The sequence below is a fragment of the Streptomyces sp. NBC_01549 genome (genome assembly GCF_026339955.1).
Classification (GTDB): Bacteria; Actinomycetota; Actinomycetes; order Streptomycetales; family Streptomycetaceae; genus Streptomyces.
Genome location: NZ_JAPEPW010000001.1, coordinates 2,687,298 through 2,704,186, shown reverse-complemented (window position 1 = coordinate 2,704,186; position 16,889 = coordinate 2,687,298). Strand labels below are relative to the sequence as shown.

At 71.1% G+C, this 16,889-nt stretch carries 17 protein-coding genes; 12 read left to right on the top strand and 5 right to left on the bottom strand.

Translation table 11 applies throughout. The features are described 5' to 3' along the window. Positions 1 to 105: 105 nt before the first annotated feature. Positions 106 to 288 (top strand): hypothetical protein, encoded by a 183-nt coding sequence (locus OG819_RS11725; RefSeq protein ID WP_266634537.1) that lies wholly within the window; start codon positions 106 to 108, stop codon positions 286 to 288. A gap of 40 nt (positions 289 to 328) precedes the next feature. Beyond that, on the top strand, positions 329 to 625 hold the full coding sequence (locus OG819_RS11720) for a (2Fe-2S)-binding protein (RefSeq protein WP_266433989.1): 297 nt from the start codon (positions 329 to 331) through the stop codon (positions 623 to 625). A gap of 200 nt (positions 626 to 825) precedes the next feature. Here OG819_RS11720 and OG819_RS11715 read toward each other — a convergent pair whose 3' ends face one another. After that, positions 826 to 1,239 (bottom strand): TIGR03618 family F420-dependent PPOX class oxidoreductase, encoded by a 414-nt coding sequence (locus OG819_RS11715; protein WP_266649275.1) that lies wholly within the window; start codon positions 1,237 to 1,239, stop codon positions 826 to 828. 132 nt (positions 1,240 to 1,371) lie between these two features. Between OG819_RS11715 and clpB the strand changes: the two genes are divergently transcribed. Both clpB and OG819_RS11705 read left to right on the top strand, forming a co-directional pair. Further along, complete coding sequence (gene clpB / locus OG819_RS11710; RefSeq protein ID WP_266626894.1) at positions 1,372 to 3,957, top strand: ATP-dependent chaperone ClpB; 2,586 nt, start codon at positions 1,372 to 1,374, stop codon at positions 3,955 to 3,957. Between the two features lie 173 nt (positions 3,958 to 4,130). Then, a complete protein-coding gene (locus tag OG819_RS11705; RefSeq protein WP_266432058.1) occupies positions 4,131 to 4,664 on the top strand; it encodes a YbjN domain-containing protein in 534 nt (177 codons plus the stop codon). 15 nt (positions 4,665 to 4,679) lie between these two features. Here OG819_RS11705 and OG819_RS11700 read toward each other — a convergent pair whose 3' ends face one another. After that, positions 4,680 to 5,879 (bottom strand): hypothetical protein, encoded by a 1,200-nt coding sequence (locus OG819_RS11700; protein ID WP_266626895.1) that lies wholly within the window; start codon positions 5,877 to 5,879, stop codon positions 4,680 to 4,682. A 105-nt stretch (positions 5,880 to 5,984) separates the two neighbouring features. Continuing rightward, a complete protein-coding gene (locus OG819_RS11695; protein WP_266626896.1) occupies positions 5,985 to 7,199 on the bottom strand; it encodes a pyridoxal phosphate-dependent aminotransferase in 1,215 nt (404 codons plus the stop codon). Between the two features lie 128 nt (positions 7,200 to 7,327). Between OG819_RS11695 and OG819_RS11690 the strand changes: the two genes are divergently transcribed. From OG819_RS11690 to OG819_RS11655, 8 genes are all read left to right on the top strand, one after another. Further along, positions 7,328 to 7,648, top strand: coding sequence for a hypothetical protein (locus OG819_RS11690; protein WP_266432056.1), 321 nt, complete (start codon positions 7,328 to 7,330; stop codon positions 7,646 to 7,648). Between the two features lie 408 nt (positions 7,649 to 8,056). Next, entirely contained in the window at positions 8,057 to 8,578 is a 522-nt protein-coding gene (locus OG819_RS11685; RefSeq protein WP_266626898.1) for a DUF2617 family protein, read from the top strand. A 95-nt stretch (positions 8,579 to 8,673) separates the two neighbouring features. After that, the gene (locus tag OG819_RS11680; RefSeq protein WP_266649273.1) at positions 8,674 to 10,317 is read left to right on the top strand and encodes a polyamine aminopropyltransferase; all 1,644 of its coding nucleotides are present in this window, start codon (positions 8,674 to 8,676) and stop codon (positions 10,315 to 10,317) included. A 68-nt stretch (positions 10,318 to 10,385) separates the two neighbouring features. Continuing rightward, positions 10,386 to 11,213, top strand: coding sequence for an SRPBCC family protein (locus OG819_RS11675; protein ID WP_266649271.1), 828 nt, complete (start codon positions 10,386 to 10,388; stop codon positions 11,211 to 11,213). Positions 11,214 to 11,263: 50 nt separating this feature from the next. Further along, positions 11,264 to 12,076: an aldose 1-epimerase gene (locus tag OG819_RS11670; protein ID WP_266649269.1), complete on the top strand. Its 813-nt coding sequence runs from the start codon at positions 11,264 to 11,266 to the stop codon at positions 12,074 to 12,076. A gap of 10 nt (positions 12,077 to 12,086) precedes the next feature. After that, positions 12,087 to 12,635 carry an orotate phosphoribosyltransferase gene (gene pyrE, locus OG819_RS11665; protein WP_266626904.1) on the top strand — a complete coding sequence of 183 codons (549 nt, stop codon included), beginning with the start codon at positions 12,087 to 12,089 and terminating at the stop codon, positions 12,633 to 12,635. Between the two features lie 185 nt (positions 12,636 to 12,820). Then, positions 12,821 to 13,843, top strand: a complete 1,023-nt coding sequence (gene fbaA / locus OG819_RS11660; protein WP_266432050.1) for a class II fructose-bisphosphate aldolase — start codon at positions 12,821 to 12,823, stop codon at positions 13,841 to 13,843. A gap of 80 nt (positions 13,844 to 13,923) precedes the next feature. After that, complete coding sequence (locus tag OG819_RS11655) at positions 13,924 to 15,531, top strand: MFS transporter (protein ID WP_266649267.1); 1,608 nt, start codon at positions 13,924 to 13,926, stop codon at positions 15,529 to 15,531. Positions 15,532 to 15,693: 162 nt separating this feature from the next. On the opposite strand, the gene OG819_RS11650 is transcribed toward OG819_RS11655, so the two are convergent. Both OG819_RS11650 and OG819_RS11645 read right to left on the bottom strand, forming a co-directional pair. Further along, on the bottom strand, positions 15,694 to 16,113 hold the full coding sequence (locus OG819_RS11650) for a DUF3151 domain-containing protein (protein ID WP_266626906.1): 420 nt from the start codon (positions 16,111 to 16,113) through the stop codon (positions 15,694 to 15,696). A 77-nt stretch (positions 16,114 to 16,190) separates the two neighbouring features. After that, positions 16,191 to 16,706, bottom strand: a complete 516-nt coding sequence (locus tag OG819_RS11645) for a DUF2231 domain-containing protein (RefSeq protein WP_266649265.1) — start codon at positions 16,704 to 16,706, stop codon at positions 16,191 to 16,193. Positions 16,707 to 16,889 lie beyond the last annotated feature (183 nt).

Below are 16,889 nucleotides of genomic sequence, written 5' to 3'. Positions count from 1 at the left end.
ATGCATCGATTATGTGGCCATGACGTGCCCGAATGAGCCATCGTCGTATCCGACGGGGGAAGAGGGGACCTTCAAGTGAGGACGAAGCCGATTATGCGTAACAAAATGCTTCGCTCGGTGCTTGTCGCCGCCTTCTCCGCCGTTGTGGCCTTCGGTGCGCTGGGTGGCCTCTCCGATGCGAAGGGTGACGCACGGGCGGACACCAGGTGGCCGGCGGTGGCTGTGTCGGATGCACCTGTCAGTGACGGTGCCATGTCGGTCGGCACGGACAACAGCATCGGGAGCTGACGTGACGACACCCCCGGACGACCGATCCTTCCGCCGAGAAATGGCCACCGCCTACCGCTCCGGATGGCACTTCATCGACCTGGCGACCGCCATTCCCCACAGTGGCGACTCGTTGATGGTGACGGTGTTCGGAGAGCCGGTCGTGGTCACCCGGGACGATGACGAGGACGTCCGGGCGTACCGGTGTCTGCGGCGCCCGCGCGGCGCGCCGCAGCCTGTGCGATGTGCCATTCGGTACGGAATGATCTTTGTGAACCTCGACCAGCGTGACCATCAGCTGGCCGAGCCGGAAGCCCCGGATGTAAGGACCGTCTCAGCCACCCCCCGCAGTGCCTGACGCGATTCCCCCGTCGTAGTAGATCGCGCAGGTACTTCCCCCCGCAGCGGCGTCACCGTGACCTGAACACGGTGACGCCGCTGCAGTTTTGGGCGAAAGATCCAGGTATCCGCCCATCTTCTTGCCATCTCCACAACGGCTGAAATCAGCCGTGCCGCATGGCCGGGGCCGGTCGGCCGGACCCCCACGCCCGTGACCGGTCAGCCGCGCCCCATCGCCGAGGTCAGTGTGATCTCGATCGCCACCCGGTCGGGGTTCGGGGAGGGCGCCCTCCCATACCGCTCCGCGTAGCGCCGCTCCGCCTCCGCGACACGCGCGGGGTCCGCGGAGATCCTCGCGCGCCCCTCCAGCGTCGCCCACCGGCGCCCGTCCACCTGGCAGACCGAGACACGCGCCCCCTGCGCCCCCGCGGCCAGCGCATGGCCCACCTTCGCGCTGGACTTGTTGGTGATCACCCGAGCCAGACCCGCCTCGGGGTCGTATGTAACCCCAACGGGCACGACGTGCGGGCTGCCGTCCGCCCGGAGGGTGGTGAGGGTGCACAGATGGCGTTCCCGCCAGAAGGTGAGGTACGCGGGGTCGGGATCGTGTGGGTCCACCGGGTATGCGCTCATGGTCGGAAATGTATCCCCACCCGTGAGTGCCATGGCTTCCCCGGCCTTCCTTGAGTGGAATAGACTCAACTTTGTGTACGTTAGGTGAGTCAGTCCGTACATCAGGGTCGTATTGAGGAGGAGAACGCGAACGTGGACGCCGAGCTGACCAACAGGAGCCGGGACGCGATCAACGCGGCCACCAGCCGGGCCGTGTCCGAGGGGCATCCCGACCTCACCCCTGCCCACCTGCTGCTCGCGCTGCTCGGTGGTCAGGAGAACGAGAACATCACCGACCTGCTGGCCGCGGTCGACGCCGACCAGGCCGCCGTACGGGCCGCGGCCGAGCGTGTCCTCGCCGGCCTGCCCAGCGTGACCGGATCCACCGTCGCGCCCCCGCAGCCCAACCGCGAACTGCTCGCCGTCATCGCCGAGGCGGCCGACAAGGCCAAGGAGCTCGGGGACGAGTACCTCTCCACCGAGCACCTCCTCATCGGGATCGCCGCGAAGGGCGGCCCGAGCGGCGACGTACTCTCCCAGCAGGGCGCCAGTGCGAAGAAGCTGCTTGAGGCGTTCCAGAAGAGCAGGGGAGGACGCCGGGTGACGACCCCGGATCCCGAGGGCCAGTACAAGGCGCTCGAAAAGTTCGGTACGGACTTCACCGCCGCCGCGCGCGACGGGAAGCTCGACCCGGTCATCGGCCGGGACCAGGAGATCCGTCGGGTCGTGCAGGTGCTGTCCCGGCGCACCAAGAACAACCCCGTCCTCATCGGTGAGCCCGGCGTCGGCAAGACCGCCGTCGTGGAGGGGCTCGCCCAGCGGATCGTGAAGGGCGACGTGCCCGAGTCGCTCAAGAACAAGCGGCTGGTCGCGCTCGACCTCGGCGCCATGGTGGCCGGGGCGAAGTACCGGGGTGAGTTCGAGGAGCGGCTGAAGACCGTCCTCGCCGAGATCAAGGACTCCGACGGGCAGATCATCACCTTCATCGACGAGCTGCACACGGTCGTCGGCGCGGGCGCGGGCGGCGACTCCGCCATGGACGCCGGCAACATGCTCAAGCCGATGCTCGCCCGCGGTGAGCTGCGGATGGTCGGCGCCACCACCCTCGACGAGTACCGCGAGCGGATCGAGAAGGACCCCGCCCTGGAGCGCCGCTTCCAGCAGGTCCTGGTCGCCGAGCCGTCCGTCGAGGACACCATCGCGATCCTGCGCGGACTCAAGGGCCGCTACGAGGCCCACCACAAGGTCGTGATCGCGGACAGCGCGCTGGTCGCCGCGGCCACTCTCTCCGACCGCTACATCACCTCCCGCTTCCTGCCCGACAAGGCCATCGACCTCGTCGACGAGGCCGCCTCCCGGCTGCGCATGGAGATCGACTCGTCCCCCGTCGAGATCGACGAACTCCAGCGCGCGGTGGACCGGCTGCGCATGGAGGAGCTGGCCCTCGACAAGGAGACCGATCCCGCCTCCCGGCAGCGTCTGGAGAAGCTGCGCCGCGACCTCGCCGACAAGGAGGAGGAGCTGCGGGGCCTGACCGCCCGCTGGGAGAAGGAGAAGCAGTCCCTTAACCGCGTCGGTGAGCTGAAGGAGAAGCTCGACGGGCTGCGCGGTCAGGCCGAACGCGCCCAGCGCGACGGCGACTTCGACACCGCCTCCAAGCTGCTCTACGGCGAGATCCCCACCCTGGAGCGGGACTTGGAGGAGGCCTCCGAGGCGGAGGAGGAAGCGGCCAGGGACACCATGGTCAAGGAGGAGGTCGGCCCCGACGACATCGCGGACGTGGTCGGCTCCTGGACGGGCATCCCGGCCGGGCGCCTCCTGGAGGGCGAGACCCAGAAGCTCCTGCGCATGGAGGAGGAGCTGGGCCGCCGCCTCATCGGCCAGAGCGAGGCCGTCCAGGCCGTGTCCGACGCCGTACGGCGCACCCGCGCCGGCATCGCCGACCCGGACCGCCCCACCGGATCCTTCCTCTTCCTCGGCCCGACCGGCGTCGGCAAGACCGAGCTCGCGAAGGCCCTCGCGGACTTCCTCTTCGACGACGAGCGGGCCATGGTCCGCATCGACATGAGCGAGTACGGCGAGAAGCACAGCGTCGCCCGGCTGGTCGGCGCCCCGCCCGGGTACATCGGCTACGAGGAGGGCGGCCAGCTCACGGAGGCCGTGCGCCGGCGCCCGTACAGCGTCGTGCTGCTCGACGAGGTCGAGAAGGCGCACCCGGAGGTCTTCGACATCCTGCTCCAGGTGCTGGACGACGGACGGCTCACCGACGGACAGGGCCGCACGGTCGACTTCCGCAACACCATCCTCATCCTGACCTCCAACCTGGGCAGTCAGTTCCTGGTGGAGCCGCTGACCTCCGAGGAGGAGAAGAAGCAGCAGGTCCTGGAAGTCGTACGGGCCTCCTTCAAGCCGGAGTTCCTCAACCGCCTCGACGACCTCGTGGTCTTCTCGGCGCTGAACAAGGAGGAACTGGAGCGCATCGCCGGACTTCAGATCGGCCGCCTCGCCAAGCGGCTGGCCGAGCGCAGGCTCACGCTGGAGGTCAGCGACGCGGCCCTGGCCTGGCTCGCGGACGAGGGCAACGATCCGGCGTACGGGGCCCGGCCGCTGCGCCGCCTCGTGCAGACCGCGATCGGCGACCGGCTCGCCAAGGAGATCCTGGCGGGCGAGGTCAAGGACGGCGACACGGTCCGGGTGGACGCCTTCGGGGACGGCCTGATCGTGGGAGCCGCGCAGTAGTCCGGGCGGTCCGATCCCCCGCGTTCGACGGCGCCGGTCCCTCCGGCGCCGTCGTCACTGACCGCATCGGATACACACTCCCGGTGGCGGTGTCCGTGCCTTTGCCTGTGGGGTTGCCACTGACCGCCCGTGATGGGGGAGGATGGCAGCATCCGTACGAAGGGAAATACACGGTGAGCATCGACCCGTCCTCGATTCCGAATTTCGGGGGCCAGCCCGAGCCGCAGCCCGGCGGACCGGCGGGCCCCGTCGTCCCGGATCAGGACCTCGTGAAGCAGCTCCTGGATCAGATGGAGCTGAAGTACGTCGTCGACGACGAGGGTGACCTCGCGGCGCCGTGGGAGGAGTTCCGTACGTATTTCATGTTCCGCGGCGAAGGGGACCAGCAGGTCTTCTCGGTGCGGACGTTCTACGACCGGCCGCACCAGATCGACGAGAAGCCGACTCTGCTGGAGTCCATCGACGACTGGAACCGCCGCACGCTGTGGCCGAAGGTCTACAGCCACACGCATGACGACGGCACTGTCCGCCTGATCGGCGAGGCACAGATGCTGATCGGCACCGGCGTCGCCCTCGAGCACTTCGTTTCGTCGACGGTCAGCTGGGTGCGGGCCGCCATCGAGTTCGACAAGTGGCTCGTCGAGCAGCTCGGCCTCGAGCAGGAAGTCAACGAGGCGGAGGAGAAGCCGGAGGACGACGAGGAGTAGTCCTCCCACCAGGATTTACAGCGGCGTGTGGGCGATGACGACCAGATACGCGCCGTAGGCGAACGAGAGCCCGGCCAGGGCGCCGACCACCAGGGCGGCGTGCCAGGGCCGGGCTCTTGCCGTGCGGACCAGCGCCCGCGCGAGCGGCAGCAGCAGCGGGAACGCGGGCAGCAGGAAGCGCGGCTTGCACTCGAAGAACCCCGACCCGCCGAGCGCGATCAGCAGCAGTACGCCGCTGTGCACGAGCAGCGGCAGCGGGGCACGGTCCGCGATCAGCAGCCCGTACAGCAGCACGGCCGCCGCCACGACCACCATCGTCATCGGGAACACGAAACGGTCCCCGTGCGTCAGCAGATGCCGGACGAAGCGCAGCGAGCCGACGCCGAAGTCGAAGCGTGAGCCCCACAGCCGCTGCACCTCGAAATAGCCGCCGAACGGATCGCCCTCGCGGCGGCCCACCCACAGCACATAGCCGCCCCAGCCGACCGGCGCGAGCGCGGCGCCCGTCCACAGCCTGTGGGTAACCCGCCCGCGCCGCCGCCAGATCTCGCACGCCGCCGCGGCCAGCACCGCCGCGGCCACCGCGAGCCCGTTCGGCCGCGACACGCCCGCGAGCGCGGCCAGCGCGCCCGCCCACAGCCAGCGCTCGGTGAGCACGGCGTACAGCGACCAGGCGGCGAAGGCGGTGAGGACGGGCTCGGTGTACGCCAGGGACAGCACGATCGAGTGCGGGAGCAGGCCCCAGAGCAGGACCAGGGCGGTGGCGACGGCGCGGCCGTGCAGCCGGGCCCCGATCGCGTAGATCCCGCAGGCGGCGACCGCGGCGGCGGTCCAGGCGACCAGCAGGCCCGCCGCGCCGCCGCTCAGCGGGGTCAGTGTGGTGACGGCGCGGATCAGCCCCGGGTAGAGCGGGAAGAAGGCCAGGTCGCTGTGGACGACGGTGGGCCTGAAATACAGGGTGCGTGCGTAGCCGTGTGCCGCGATCCCCAGGTACCAGAGGGAGTCCCAGGACCGTCCGAGCAGGGCGAGGGGCCGTTTGCCGCCCGCCCAGGCGGTTCCGGCGAGCACGAGAACGCCGACGACGCGCGCCGCCGCGAACAGCGCCAGTGCCTGCGCGACAGGGGGCAGGCCGTGCGCGGGGCGCGCGGGGCGGCCGTGCCCCTCGTCACCGGGCTTCGGGGCGGCGGGGGCCGGAAGGGTACTGGCGTGGGTCACACCCGAACTGTGCGTCCCTTACGGGGTATTTGCGAGCTTTACACGCCTGGGTGAGCGCGCTTTCCCCCACTTCGGCGCGCCATGCCCGCCGCCCGGGGCCCCGTGCTACCAGGCCGCCTTGAGCCGCTTCGCCGCCTCTTCCAGCACGTCGGTCCGTTTGCAGAACGCGAACCGCACGAAGGGCGCGCCCGCCTCCCGGTGGTCGTAGAAGACCGCGTTCGGGATGGCGACGACCCCGGCGCGCTCGGGGAGCGCGCGGCAGAAGGCGAAGCCGTCCGACTCGCCGAGCGGCCGGATGTCGGTGGTGATGAAGTACGTGCCCGCCGGCTGGAAGACCTTGAACCCCGCCTCCGTGAGCCCGGCCGCCAGCACGTCCCGCTTGGCCAGCATGTCCGCGCGGAACGCCTCGAAGTACGTGTCCGGCAGCGCCAGCGCCTCGGCTACGGCGTACTGGAACGGCCCCGACGCCACGTACGTCAGGAACTGCTTGGCCGACCGTACGGCGGTGACGAGGTCCGGCGTGCCCGTCACCCAGCCCACCTTCCACCCCGTGAAGGAGAAGGTCTTCCCGGCGCTGCCGATGGTGACCGTCCGCTCCCGCATCCCTGGGAAGGAGGCCAGCGGCACGTGCTCGGCGTCGTCGAAGACCAGGTGCTCGTACACCTCGTCCGTGATGACGAGGAGATCCCGCTCGACGGCGAGCTTCGCGATCTCCCCGAGCTCCTCGCGGGTCAGGACGGTGCCGGTCGGGTTGTGCGGGGTGTTGACGAGCAGCAGCCGCGTGTTGTCGGTGACCGCGTCGCGCAGCTCGTCGAGGTCGAGCCGGAAGCGCCGGTGGGTGACTCCGTCGAGGGTCTCCTCGTGCGGGCGCAGGGTGACCGGGATCCTGGTCCCGCCCGCCATCGCGATGCTGGCCGCGTAGGAGTCGTAGTACGGCTCCAGGGCGATGACCTCGTCGCCGGGCTCGACCAGTGCGAGCAGCGCCGCCGCGATGGCCTCCGTCGCACCGGCCGTGACCAGCACCTCACGGTCCGGGTCGTACGACAGTCCGTACCGGTGCTTCTGGTGCGCGGCGATTGCCGTACGCAGCTCGGGCACGCCCGGGCCCGGCGGGTACTGGTTGCCGCGCCCGTCGCGCAGCGCCCGTACGGCGGCCTCCCGGATCTCCTCGGGCCCGTCCGTGTCCGGGAAGCCCTGACCGAGGTTGATCGATCCGGTGCTCAGGGCCAGGGCCGACATCTCGGCGAAGATCGTCGTGCCGAACTCGGCGAGTCGACGGTTGAGGAAGGGGCGGCGGCCGTGGGAGTTCATGCCGGTCATCCTGCGCCGAAGCTCTGGACTTCCTCAACTCTGCTTTGCCTGGTGAGACGCGAGGGCATCCCCCTGGCACGCAAGAAGCGAGGCGCCCACGGGGGGTCGCTTCGGGGGAACGAAAGGAGGGTGACGCCATGTTCATCGGCTTCATCCTGGCGGTCGTCTTCATCCTGTTCGTCGTGTCGCTGCGTGCCGCCGTCCGCGGCCGCAAGAAGGTCGGGCTCTCGAAGAGCTCGTCGGGTTCGGCCGCCCGCCGCCGCTCGCGGGGCGGGTCGGACAGCTCCGGCAGCTGGTGGGCCGGCGGGGCCGGGGGAGCGTCGTCCTGCGGCGGCGGTTCGTCCGGTGGGCACCACGGGGGGCACTCGTGCGGCGGGCACTCGTCGTGCGGGGGAGGCTCGTCCTGCGGAGGCGGGTCGTCCTGCGGGGGCGGCGGGGGGTGCGGCGGAGGCAGCTGACACACAGCTGAACTTCGCCGGGGGCCCGGGGGCCCGGGGGCGTGGGGGTGCGGGGGTGCGGGGGCCGAGGGAGGGCCCTCGTGCGGCGGGCCGGTGGGGGCTGGTCGCGCCCGCGCGGCGGAGCCGCAGATGTCACTGCCGCGCCCCTTGTGGCGCGCGCCCGGCGCACGCCGTGGTTGAACAGTTGAACTGTGGAGCCCTCGGGGGGATGGAAACCCTACGAAGTTGGGTAAAAACGCTGTGGTGGCGCCACAGTTCATGATTCCCTCTAATTCACCAAAGCAGCCCTCGGATCGTCCCTTCCTCACAGGGCAGACCGGGCTGACCGGGCCGATCCCCCGGTACCGAGGTACCGACCGGGTGCGCCGGACCCCCACCTCCCTTTTTGCGTGCTAGCGGAGCCGACCCATGCTCACGACCCTGAACACCTCGTACACCGACACGCGCGCGGCCGATCTCGCCTGGGCCCTGGGGCGCGAACCGCTCCCCGCGCTCGCCACCCTCGACCTCGAACTCGACGGGGCGAGACTGCAGTTGCGGCTCCTCGGCGCGTCCCACCAGGTCCTCCTGGAGGAGGAGCGGGGCAGCTGTTCGGAAACCGTCGCGTGCATCGCCGGCAGCAGCATGCCGCTTCCGCTCGGGGTGGCCAAGCGGGTCGGTGACTGGGAGTACGAGTTCGCGGCGCGCGTCGAGACGCTCTCCTGCGGGTCCTTCGCGGGGCGGGCGCAGGAGTTACTGGCCCTGGTCTCCGACCACCCCAACGGACTGGCCGGCGTCTTCCCCGGCAGCCCGCACGCCTTCACCGCGCTGCTCGCCCAGCGCCACGAAGGGCAGGTCCACTGGCGTACGTGGCATGCCTACCCGCAGGAGGGCCAACTGGTGGCGACGCGCACGAGGGTGGGGGCACGGGTGACGGCGAGGGCGCGTTGAGGGGGCGCTTCGGCCGCGGACGCCACCCATCGGGACGGCATTTCCACACGTGTGGGTGACGAAGCGTCGTGGTGGCGTGACGTAGCGTTCCCAGCGTGATCGAACCGCACGCGCCTGCTCCCCCCGGCGCGCCGCCGCCCTGGGGCGTCCAGGGCCAGGCGCGGCTGCCCGTCCGCCCGGGCACCGGGCGGTTCCTGGTCCTCGCGGGCGTGTTCGTCTGTGCCGCCTGCGGACTCGTGTACGAACTCGAACTCGTCGCCCTCGCCTCGTACCTGATCGGCGACTCGGTCACCCAGGCCTCCGTGATCCTCTCCGTGATGGTCTTCGCCATGGGCGTCGGCTCTCTCGCCGCGAAACGCCTGCGCCCCCGTGCCGCGGCCGGCTTCGGCGCCGTCGAGGCGGCGCTCGCCCTGGTCGGCGGCTGCAGCGCGATGGCCCTGTACGCGGCGTTCGCGTGGACCGGAGACTGGGGCGGGGTCTGGTCGAGCGGCTCGCGCTACCTCCTGGCGGCCTTCTCCCTCGCCATCGGCCTTCTCATCGGCGCCGAAGTCCCCCTCCTCATGGAGCTGATACAGCGCATCCGCCGCCAGGACCCCGGCGGGGCGGTGGCGGACCTCTTCGCGGCGGACTACGTCGGCGCCCTCGTCGGGGGACTCGCCTTCCCCTTCCTCCTGCTCCCCCTCCTCGGGCAACTGGAGGGCGCGCTGCTCACCGGAACCGTGAACGCGCTGGCCGGCGGAGCCCTCGTACTGGGCCTGTTCCGCCGGGACTTGAGCCGACGCGGACGCTGGTTCCTGCTGATCGCCAACCTCCTGGTCCTCGGTCTGCTCGCCACGGCCGCCGCCCACGTCGACGACTTCGAACGCGCGGCCCGGCGCGCCGTCTACGGCAAGGACGTACGGGTCGCCCTGCGGACCGGCGTCCAGGAGGTCGTGCTCACCGGTGGCACGCACGGCCGCCCGCTCGGCCTCTTCCTCGACGGACGCCTGCGGGTCAGCGGCCGCGACGAGCACCGCTACCACGAGGCGCTGGTCCACCCCGCGATGAACGGTCCCCACGCGCGCGTGCTCGTCCTCGGCGGCGGCGACGGACTCGCCACCCGCGAGGTGCTGCGCGATCCGGGCGTACGCAGCGTCGACGTCGTCGAACTCGACCCAGGGGTGGTGCGGTTGGCGCGCACCGACCCGGCCCTGTCGGCGCTCAACGCTCACGCGTTCGGCGACCGGCGCGTGCACGTGTTCACCGCCGACGCCTTCGGCTGGCTGCGCGGGGCCGAGTCGACGTACGACGTGGTCGTCTCGGACCTGCCCGACCCCGGGATCACGGCGAGCACCAAGCTGTACTCGCAGGAGTTCTACGGCCTGGCGCGCCGCGTCCTCGCCCCCGGCGGCCGGCTGGCCGTCCACGCGGGCCCCGTCTCCTCCCGTCCCCGCGTCTTCTGGACGGTGGTGTCCACGCTCCGGGCGGCCGGCCTGCGCACCACCCCCTACCTCGTCGGCGGCCGGGACGCCGGCTTCGCGGCCGGCCCCGACCGCATGGCGGGCGCGTCGCGCGCCCCCCGCGACTGGGGCTTCGTCCTGGCCTCCGTCACGCGCACGCCCCTGCGACTCGACCCGCACGGCCCGCACCTGCGCACGCTCACACAGTCGTCCCTCACCGCCGACGCGCACGCCGCGTGGCGTACCCGCGTACCTGGCCTGGCGCCCTCCACCCTGGTCCATCCGCGCTACGCCGACTGAGACGACGGACGGACGAATCCCCGGATACGAGGGTGCGGTGCGGGCCGTCCTGGGTAGGCTCGGCCGACATGGAGCATGAGGTGTTCGTTCCGGTTCAGGCCGAGCGGCTGAGGGAGGCGCTGGCCGATCCCGTACGGGTGGCCCGGGCGGTCCCCGGACTCCAGCAGGACGCCGGGACGCCGCCCGTCTCCGGGCGCCTGAGAGTCCGCGTCGGCGGCCACACCATCACCTACCGGGGGACGGTCCGGGTCACCGCCCGGGACGACGGCTCGTACGCCGTCGAGGGCGACGCCACCGAGGCGCGCGGCCCCGGCACCGTGAAACTCGCCCTCACCCTCACCTTCTCTCCCTCCGACGGCGGCACGACCGTCACCATCACCGGAACCGCCACCGCGGACGGCCGCGTGGCGGAACTCTCCCCGGACGCGGTGTCCGCGGCCACGGGCCGTCTGCTGAACCGGTTCGTCGAGAACTTGGCGGGGCTGAGGCAGACGCCACCGGTCGGCGCCGGGCGAGAGCCGGAACGGGAGACCGAGCCGGAACGGGAGCCGGGGACGGATACCGAGCCGGAGGTCGAGCGGGAGCCGGAGGCCGAGATCGAGCCCGCCCCGGAGCCCGAGCCCTCCCCCCTCTTCGAGGAGGAGGAACCGGCCCCGACCACCCCGAGCCGTGTGAACAGGGAGGATGCCGTGGCCGAGGCGGCGCACGCGCGGCGGACGATGATCGGCCGCAGCGCGGAGGAGGTGGACCACGCCCCGCCGCGTGGCCGCTACGCCCCCGTCCCGGCGCCGGAGACCGCCACCGCCCGCGCCACGCTCCGCTGGGCGGCCCCCGCCGCGGCCGTCGCCCTGGCCTCGGCCATCGCCGTCACCCGAGCCCTGCGCAAACGCCGCTGACCGCACCCGTCAGGGGCGGACAAAGAATCAGGCCCAGTAGGGTCAACTCCGTGAGTAACGAAGACATCACGCTGACCGCGGGCGACGCGGAAGTGACCGTCACACCCGGCAACGGCGGACGGATCGGCAGTCTACGAATCGGCGGCGCCGAACTACTGCGGCAGGGCCAGAAGTTCGGCTGCTTCCCGATGGTCCCGTGGTGCGGAAGGATCCGCGACGGCCGCTTCCTGGACGGCGCCACGGTCCGGCAGATGCCGCTCAACGCCCCACCGCACGCCATCCACGGCACCGCCCGGGACGGCGCCTGGAGCACCGCCCGGGACGGCGCCTGGAGCACCGCCCGCACCAGCGAGTCCGAGGCCGTGATCACGTACGACCTCGTGGACCCCTGGCCCCACCCCGGTCGCGTCACCCAGGCCTTCACCCTGACCGAGGACGCCTTCTCGGTCACCATGTCCGTGGAGACGTACGAGGACTCGTTCCCCGCCCAGGTCGGCTGGCACCCGTGGTTCAACAGGAACCTGGGCCAGGAGGACGTCCGGGTCGACTTCACCCCGGCCTGGCAGGAGGAGCGCGGTGAGGACCACCTGCCCACCGGCCGCCGCATCGAACCGAAGCCCAGCCCCTGGGACGACTGCTTCGGCATGCCCGGCGGCGTCGACGTCACGCTCACCTGGCCGGGGCAGTTGGAGTTGAAGGTCGCCGGCAGGGAGGAGTGGGTGGTGGTGTACGACGAACAGGAGGCCGCCGTGTGCGTCGAACCGCAGACCGGCCCGCCCAACGGGCTGAACACCCACCCGCGCCTGGTCACCCCCATCGAGCCCCTGGAGGCGACCATGACCTGGAGCTGGCGGCGCCTCTAAGCTGGCGGACATGAGTGACGTACGCGGCGCGCTGCTGCAGCAGATCAAGGACAAGGCCGTGGTGCACGGCAAGGTGACCCTTTCGTCGGGCAAGGAAGCCGACTACTACATCGACCTTCGCCGGATCACGCTCGACGGTGTGGCCGCTCCGCTGGTCGGTCAGGTCATGCTCGACCTGACCGCCGAACTCGACTACGAGGCCGTCGGCGGTCTGACCCTCGGAGCGGACCCGGTCGCGACCTCGATGCTGCATGCCTCCGCCGCGCGCGGGAAGACGCTGGACGCCTTTGTCGTGCGCAAGGCCGGCAAGGCCCACGGCCTCCAGCGTCGCATCGAGGGTGCCGAGGTCAAGGGACGCCGTGTTCTGGCGGTCGAGGACACCTCCACCACCGGTGGCTCGGTGCTGACCGCGGTGGAGGCGCTGCGCGAGGCCGGTGCCGAGGTCGTCGCCGTGGCCACGATCGTGGACCGGGACACCGGTGCCGCCGAGGCCGTCGCCGAGAAGGCCGGAGTGCCGTACTTCTTCGCCTACTCGAAGACCGATCTCGGCCTGGACTAGCGCCCGGCACGGGACCCCGCGGAAATCGGGGTCCCGTATGCCGGACAGGGTGTCTGGAGCATCCGGTCAAGTCTGGAAAGATGGGGACGACGATGACGTCGCCCCCCCCAGGTCAGGGCCGAAAGCACCAGTCCCGTCGTACCGCATCAGCGGTACGCAGACCCGCACATACAAGGAGCGGACAGATGCCCATCGCAACCCCCGAGGTCTACAACGAGATGCTCGACCGGGCGAAGGCAGGCAAGTTCGCCTACCCGGCCATCAACGTGACCTCCTCCCAGACCCTGCACGCTGCACTGCGCGGCTTCGCGGAGGCGGAGAGCGACGGCATCATCCAGATGTCCACCGGTGGTGCGGAGTTCCTCGGCGGCCAGCACAAGAAGGACATGGTGATCGGCGCCGTCGCGCTCGCCGAGTTCGCGCACATCGTCGCCGCCAAGTACGACATCACCGTCGCGCTGCACACGGACCACTGTCCCAAGGACAAGCTGGACACGTACGTGCGTCCGCTGCTCGACATCTCCGCCGAGCGCGTCGCCAAGGGCGAGAACCCGCTGTTCCAGTCGCACATGTGGGACGGCTCCGCCGAGACCCTCGCCGACAACCTGGCCATCGCCCAGGAGCTGCTCGCCAAGGCCGCCGCCGCGAAGATCATCCTCGAGGTCGAGATCACCCCGACCGGCGGTGAGGAGGACGGCGTCAGCCACGAGATCAACGACTCCCTCTACACCACCGTCGACGACGCGCTGCGCACCGCCGAGGCCCTCGGCCTGGGCGAGAAGGGCCGCTACCTGCTCGCCGCGTCCTTCGGCAACGTGCACGGCGTCTACAAGCCGGGCAACGTCGTGCTGCGCCCCGACCTCCTGAAGGAGCTGAGCGAGGGCGTCGCCGCCAAGTACGGCAAGCCGTCCCCGTTCGACTTCGTCTTCCACGGCGGCTCCGGTTCCACGGCCGAGGAGATCGCCACCGCGCTGGAGAACGGCGTCGTGAAGATGAACCTCGACACCGACACCCAGTACGCGTTCACGCGCCCCGTCGCGGACCACATGTTCAAGAACTACGACGGTGTCCTGAAGGTCGACGGCGAGGTCGGTTCCAAGAAGACCTACGACCCGCGCACCTGGGGCAAGCTCGCCGAGGCGGGCATGGCGGGGCGTGTCGCCGAGGCGTGCGAGATGCTGCGCTCCGCGGGCAACAAGCTCAAGTAGTCACCCGGGTTCTCCCCGGACCGTACGAGTAAGGGCTCGGCACCCCCCGCGGTGCCGAGCCTTTCCGTATGCTCCGAGGTATGGCCGCGCTTCCGCAGGAGAATCCAGGCGAGGGTCCGGGAACGGGTCCGGGGCCGGGAACATGTCCAGGAACGGATCCGGGACCGGGTCCGGGACCGAGGCCGAGGCCGGGATCAGGCCCAGGATCAGGTCCGGGAACGGGGCCCGGTGTACGGATCGCCAGCCCCACCGGCAAGTGGGTCCTGCTGACCACCGTCCTCGGCTCCAGCATGGCCATGCTGGACTCGACGGTCGTCAACGTCGCGCTGCCCACGATCGGCCGTGACCTGGGCACGGGCCTCGCCGCCCTCCAGTGGACCGTGAACGCGTACATGCTGACCCTCGCGGGCCTGATCCTGCTCGGCGGGTCACTCGGCGACCGCTTCGGGCGGCGCAAGATCTTCGTCCTCGGTGTGGTGTGGTTCGCCTCCGCCTCGCTGCTGTGCGGCCTCGCGCCGACCGGGGGCGTACTGATCGCGGCCCGCGCCCTGCAGGGGATCGGCGGGGCGCTCCTGACCCCCGGATCGCTCGCGCTCATCCAGGCCTCCTTCCACCCCGACGACCGGGCCAGGGCCGTCGGCCTGTGGTCGGGCTTCGGCGGCGTCGGCGCGGCGGTCGGCCCGTTCCTGGGCGGCTGGCTGGTGGACGGCCCCGGCTGGCGCTGGGTCTTCCTGATCAACCTGCCGGTGGCGCTGATCTGCGTCCCCGTCGCCCTGCGCCACGTCCCCGAGTCGGCGGACGGCCGCACACACCGCCGTGGCTTCGACGTGCTCGGCGCCGCCCTCGGCGCCCTGGCGCTCGCGCTGGTGACATATGCCCTGATCGAGGCCACGAGCGGTTCCGTACTGGTGTGGGTGTCGGCGGCCGGGGGCGTGGCGGCCGGCGTGGCGTTCGTGTACGTCGAGCGGGGCCGCCCCGATCCGATGATGCCGCCGGACATCTTCGCGTCGCGCCAGTTCACGGCCGTCAACCTCGTCACGCTGTGCGTGTACGCGGCCTTCGGTGGCTTCTTCTTCCTGACCGCGCTCCAGCTCCAGGTCGTGGCGGGCTACTCGGCCCTGGGCGCCGGTACGGCGCTGCTGCCGACGACCGTCCTGATGCTGCTCTTCTCCGCCCGCTCCGGCGAGCTCGCCCAGCGCATCGGCCCGCGCATCCCGCTCACCGTCGGCCCCCTGCTGTGCGCGACGGGCATGCTGCTCATGCTGCGGGTGGGCCCGCACGCCTCGTACGTCAGCGATGTGCTCCCCGCGCTGCTGGTGATGGGCGCGGGCATGGTGACCCTGGTCGCGCCCCTGACCGCGACCGTCCTCGCCTCCGTGGACGCCGGGCGGGCGGGCCTGGCCAGCGGGATCAACAACGCGGCGGCCCGGGCTGCCGGACTGATCGCGGTGGCCGCGCTGCCGCTGCTGACCGGGATGGGCCCGGAGGCGTACCGCTCGGCGGACGCCTTCGACGCCGCCTTCCGGCGCGCGATGCCGCTGTGCGCCGGGGTGCTGGTCGTCGGGGCGGTACTTGCCTTCGCCACCGTGCGCCGCCCGGCTCCCGACTGCCGGTGCCCCCAGTGCCGTACGCACGGCTGTGTGACGGCCCCGCCACTGGAACCCGCGAGGCCGCGGCCGTCCGCGTGAGGCCATGGTCCGTGTCCGTGTCCGTGTCCGTGTCCGTGTTTGTGTCCGGCTCCGCGGCCGGGCGCGGAGCCGGACCGGGCGGGTACCCCGGGCGGCCGGGTACCCCGTGCGGCCGTCGCTGTCTGAGTGACGGCGGCACAGACGTCTCAACTGCGGTGATTGTTACCGCTTCAGCTCGGTGTACGCCTCGGCGCTGCTGTCCTTGAGGAACTGCCAGCAACGCTCCGACTCGTCCTTCTCGTCGATCTCGCCCGCGGCACGAGCGAGGGCGGCGAGGCAACGCAGGAAGCCGCGATTGGCCCGGTGGTCCCAAGGGATGGGGCCGTGGCCCTTCCATCCGGCCCGGCGCAGTGCGTCCAGACCGCGGTGATAGCCGGTCCGTGCGTACGCGTACGACTCGACCACTCGCCCCGCCTCGAAGGCGTCGTCGGCGAGCATCGCCCAGGCGAGTGAGAACGTGGGGTGCTTCGCCGCGACCTCGACCGGAGGCTGGGACTCCGCGCCCAGCAGGCGGTACGCGTCTTCGTTCTCCGGCAGGTACGTCGGCTCCGGGCCGCCGAGCAGGTTCTGGTGCGTAGTCATGGCAGCAGTCTGCCACTTGCCGGTCTGTGCCTCGATCGTCGATCTGGAGGAACTGGGCCCACCGTCGACTTCGTCCGTCAGCCGTCGTGCTCCGTGGCCGTCTTCGAGTAGTTGTCGTGCCAGGCCGCCTTGGCGCCCGAGTCGCCGATGCGGTAGACGTCCACCACGGCGCCGACCGCGACAGCGAGGGAGAGGATCACGACCGCGCTCCGCAGCAGTACCGAGGGTGACCACGAGGCGCCCGACGTGCCGTCCGGGGCGGGCGCCGAGCGGCGGGCCGTCCACCAGACGACGGCCGAGATCACGAAGAGGCCGAGAGCCCACGGCAGCAGGCCGTCGCCGAGTTCGGCGTGCCTGCGCACCAGCGGGTCGCTGCCGACGTGCTGTTCCAGCCACTCTCCCGCGTGTGTGGCCAACGGGACGCTCGCCAGCGTCACGAGTGCGAGGACGGGCAGCAGCAGGCCGAGCCGCCGGGCGCCGTCGGGCCAGGCCGCGCACACCACGAGTGCGAGTGCGCTCAGAGGCACGAGCACGATGACGGCGTGCACGAACAGGACGTGTGCGGGCAGTCCGCTGACAACAGTGAGACTCATGTGGGTTTTCTCCATGGTGGTGGCCGGACCGTACGCGCGTGGACTGGATCCCCAGCCGATACGGGGCAACCGCGGCACTTTTTCACAGGGACCTCTCAGTTGCCTCTGAAGCCCATCGGGATTATTGACCCCATGGATCCCAGGCGGTACGGCTCAGGGAACGAGTGAGAAGTGGTGTCGCAC

Bases quoted from the DNA above. Each gene is read 5' to 3' on its own strand.
- OG819_RS11725 (WP_266634537.1), top strand. From the start codon at position 106: ATGCTTCGCTCGGTGCTTGTCGCCGCCTTCTCCGCCGTTGTGGCCTTC.
- OG819_RS11720 (WP_266433989.1), top strand. From the start codon at position 329: ATGGCCACCGCCTACCGCTCCGGATGGCACTTCATCGACCTGGCGACC.
- OG819_RS11715 (WP_266649275.1), bottom strand. From the start codon at position 1,239: ATGAGCGCATACCCGGTGGACCCACACGATCCCGACCCCGCGTACCTC.
- OG819_RS11695 (WP_266626896.1), bottom strand. From the start codon at position 7,199: ATGACCGGCATGAACTCCCACGGCCGCCGCCCCTTCCTCAACCGTCGA.
- OG819_RS11690 (WP_266432056.1), top strand. From the start codon at position 7,328: ATGTTCATCGGCTTCATCCTGGCGGTCGTCTTCATCCTGTTCGTCGTG.
- OG819_RS11685 (WP_266626898.1), top strand. From the start codon at position 8,057: ATGCTCACGACCCTGAACACCTCGTACACCGACACGCGCGCGGCCGAT.
- OG819_RS11675 (WP_266649271.1), top strand. From the start codon at position 10,386: ATGGAGCATGAGGTGTTCGTTCCGGTTCAGGCCGAGCGGCTGAGGGAG.
- pyrE (WP_266626904.1), top strand. From the start codon at position 12,087: ATGAGTGACGTACGCGGCGCGCTGCTGCAGCAGATCAAGGACAAGGCC.
- fbaA (WP_266432050.1), top strand. From the start codon at position 12,821: ATGCCCATCGCAACCCCCGAGGTCTACAACGAGATGCTCGACCGGGCG.
- OG819_RS11655 (WP_266649267.1), top strand. From the start codon at position 13,924: ATGGCCGCGCTTCCGCAGGAGAATCCAGGCGAGGGTCCGGGAACGGGT.
- OG819_RS11650 (WP_266626906.1), bottom strand. From the start codon at position 16,113: ATGACTACGCACCAGAACCTGCTCGGCGGCCCGGAGCCGACGTACCTG.
- OG819_RS11645 (WP_266649265.1), bottom strand. From the start codon at position 16,706: ATGAGTCTCACTGTTGTCAGCGGACTGCCCGCACACGTCCTGTTCGTG.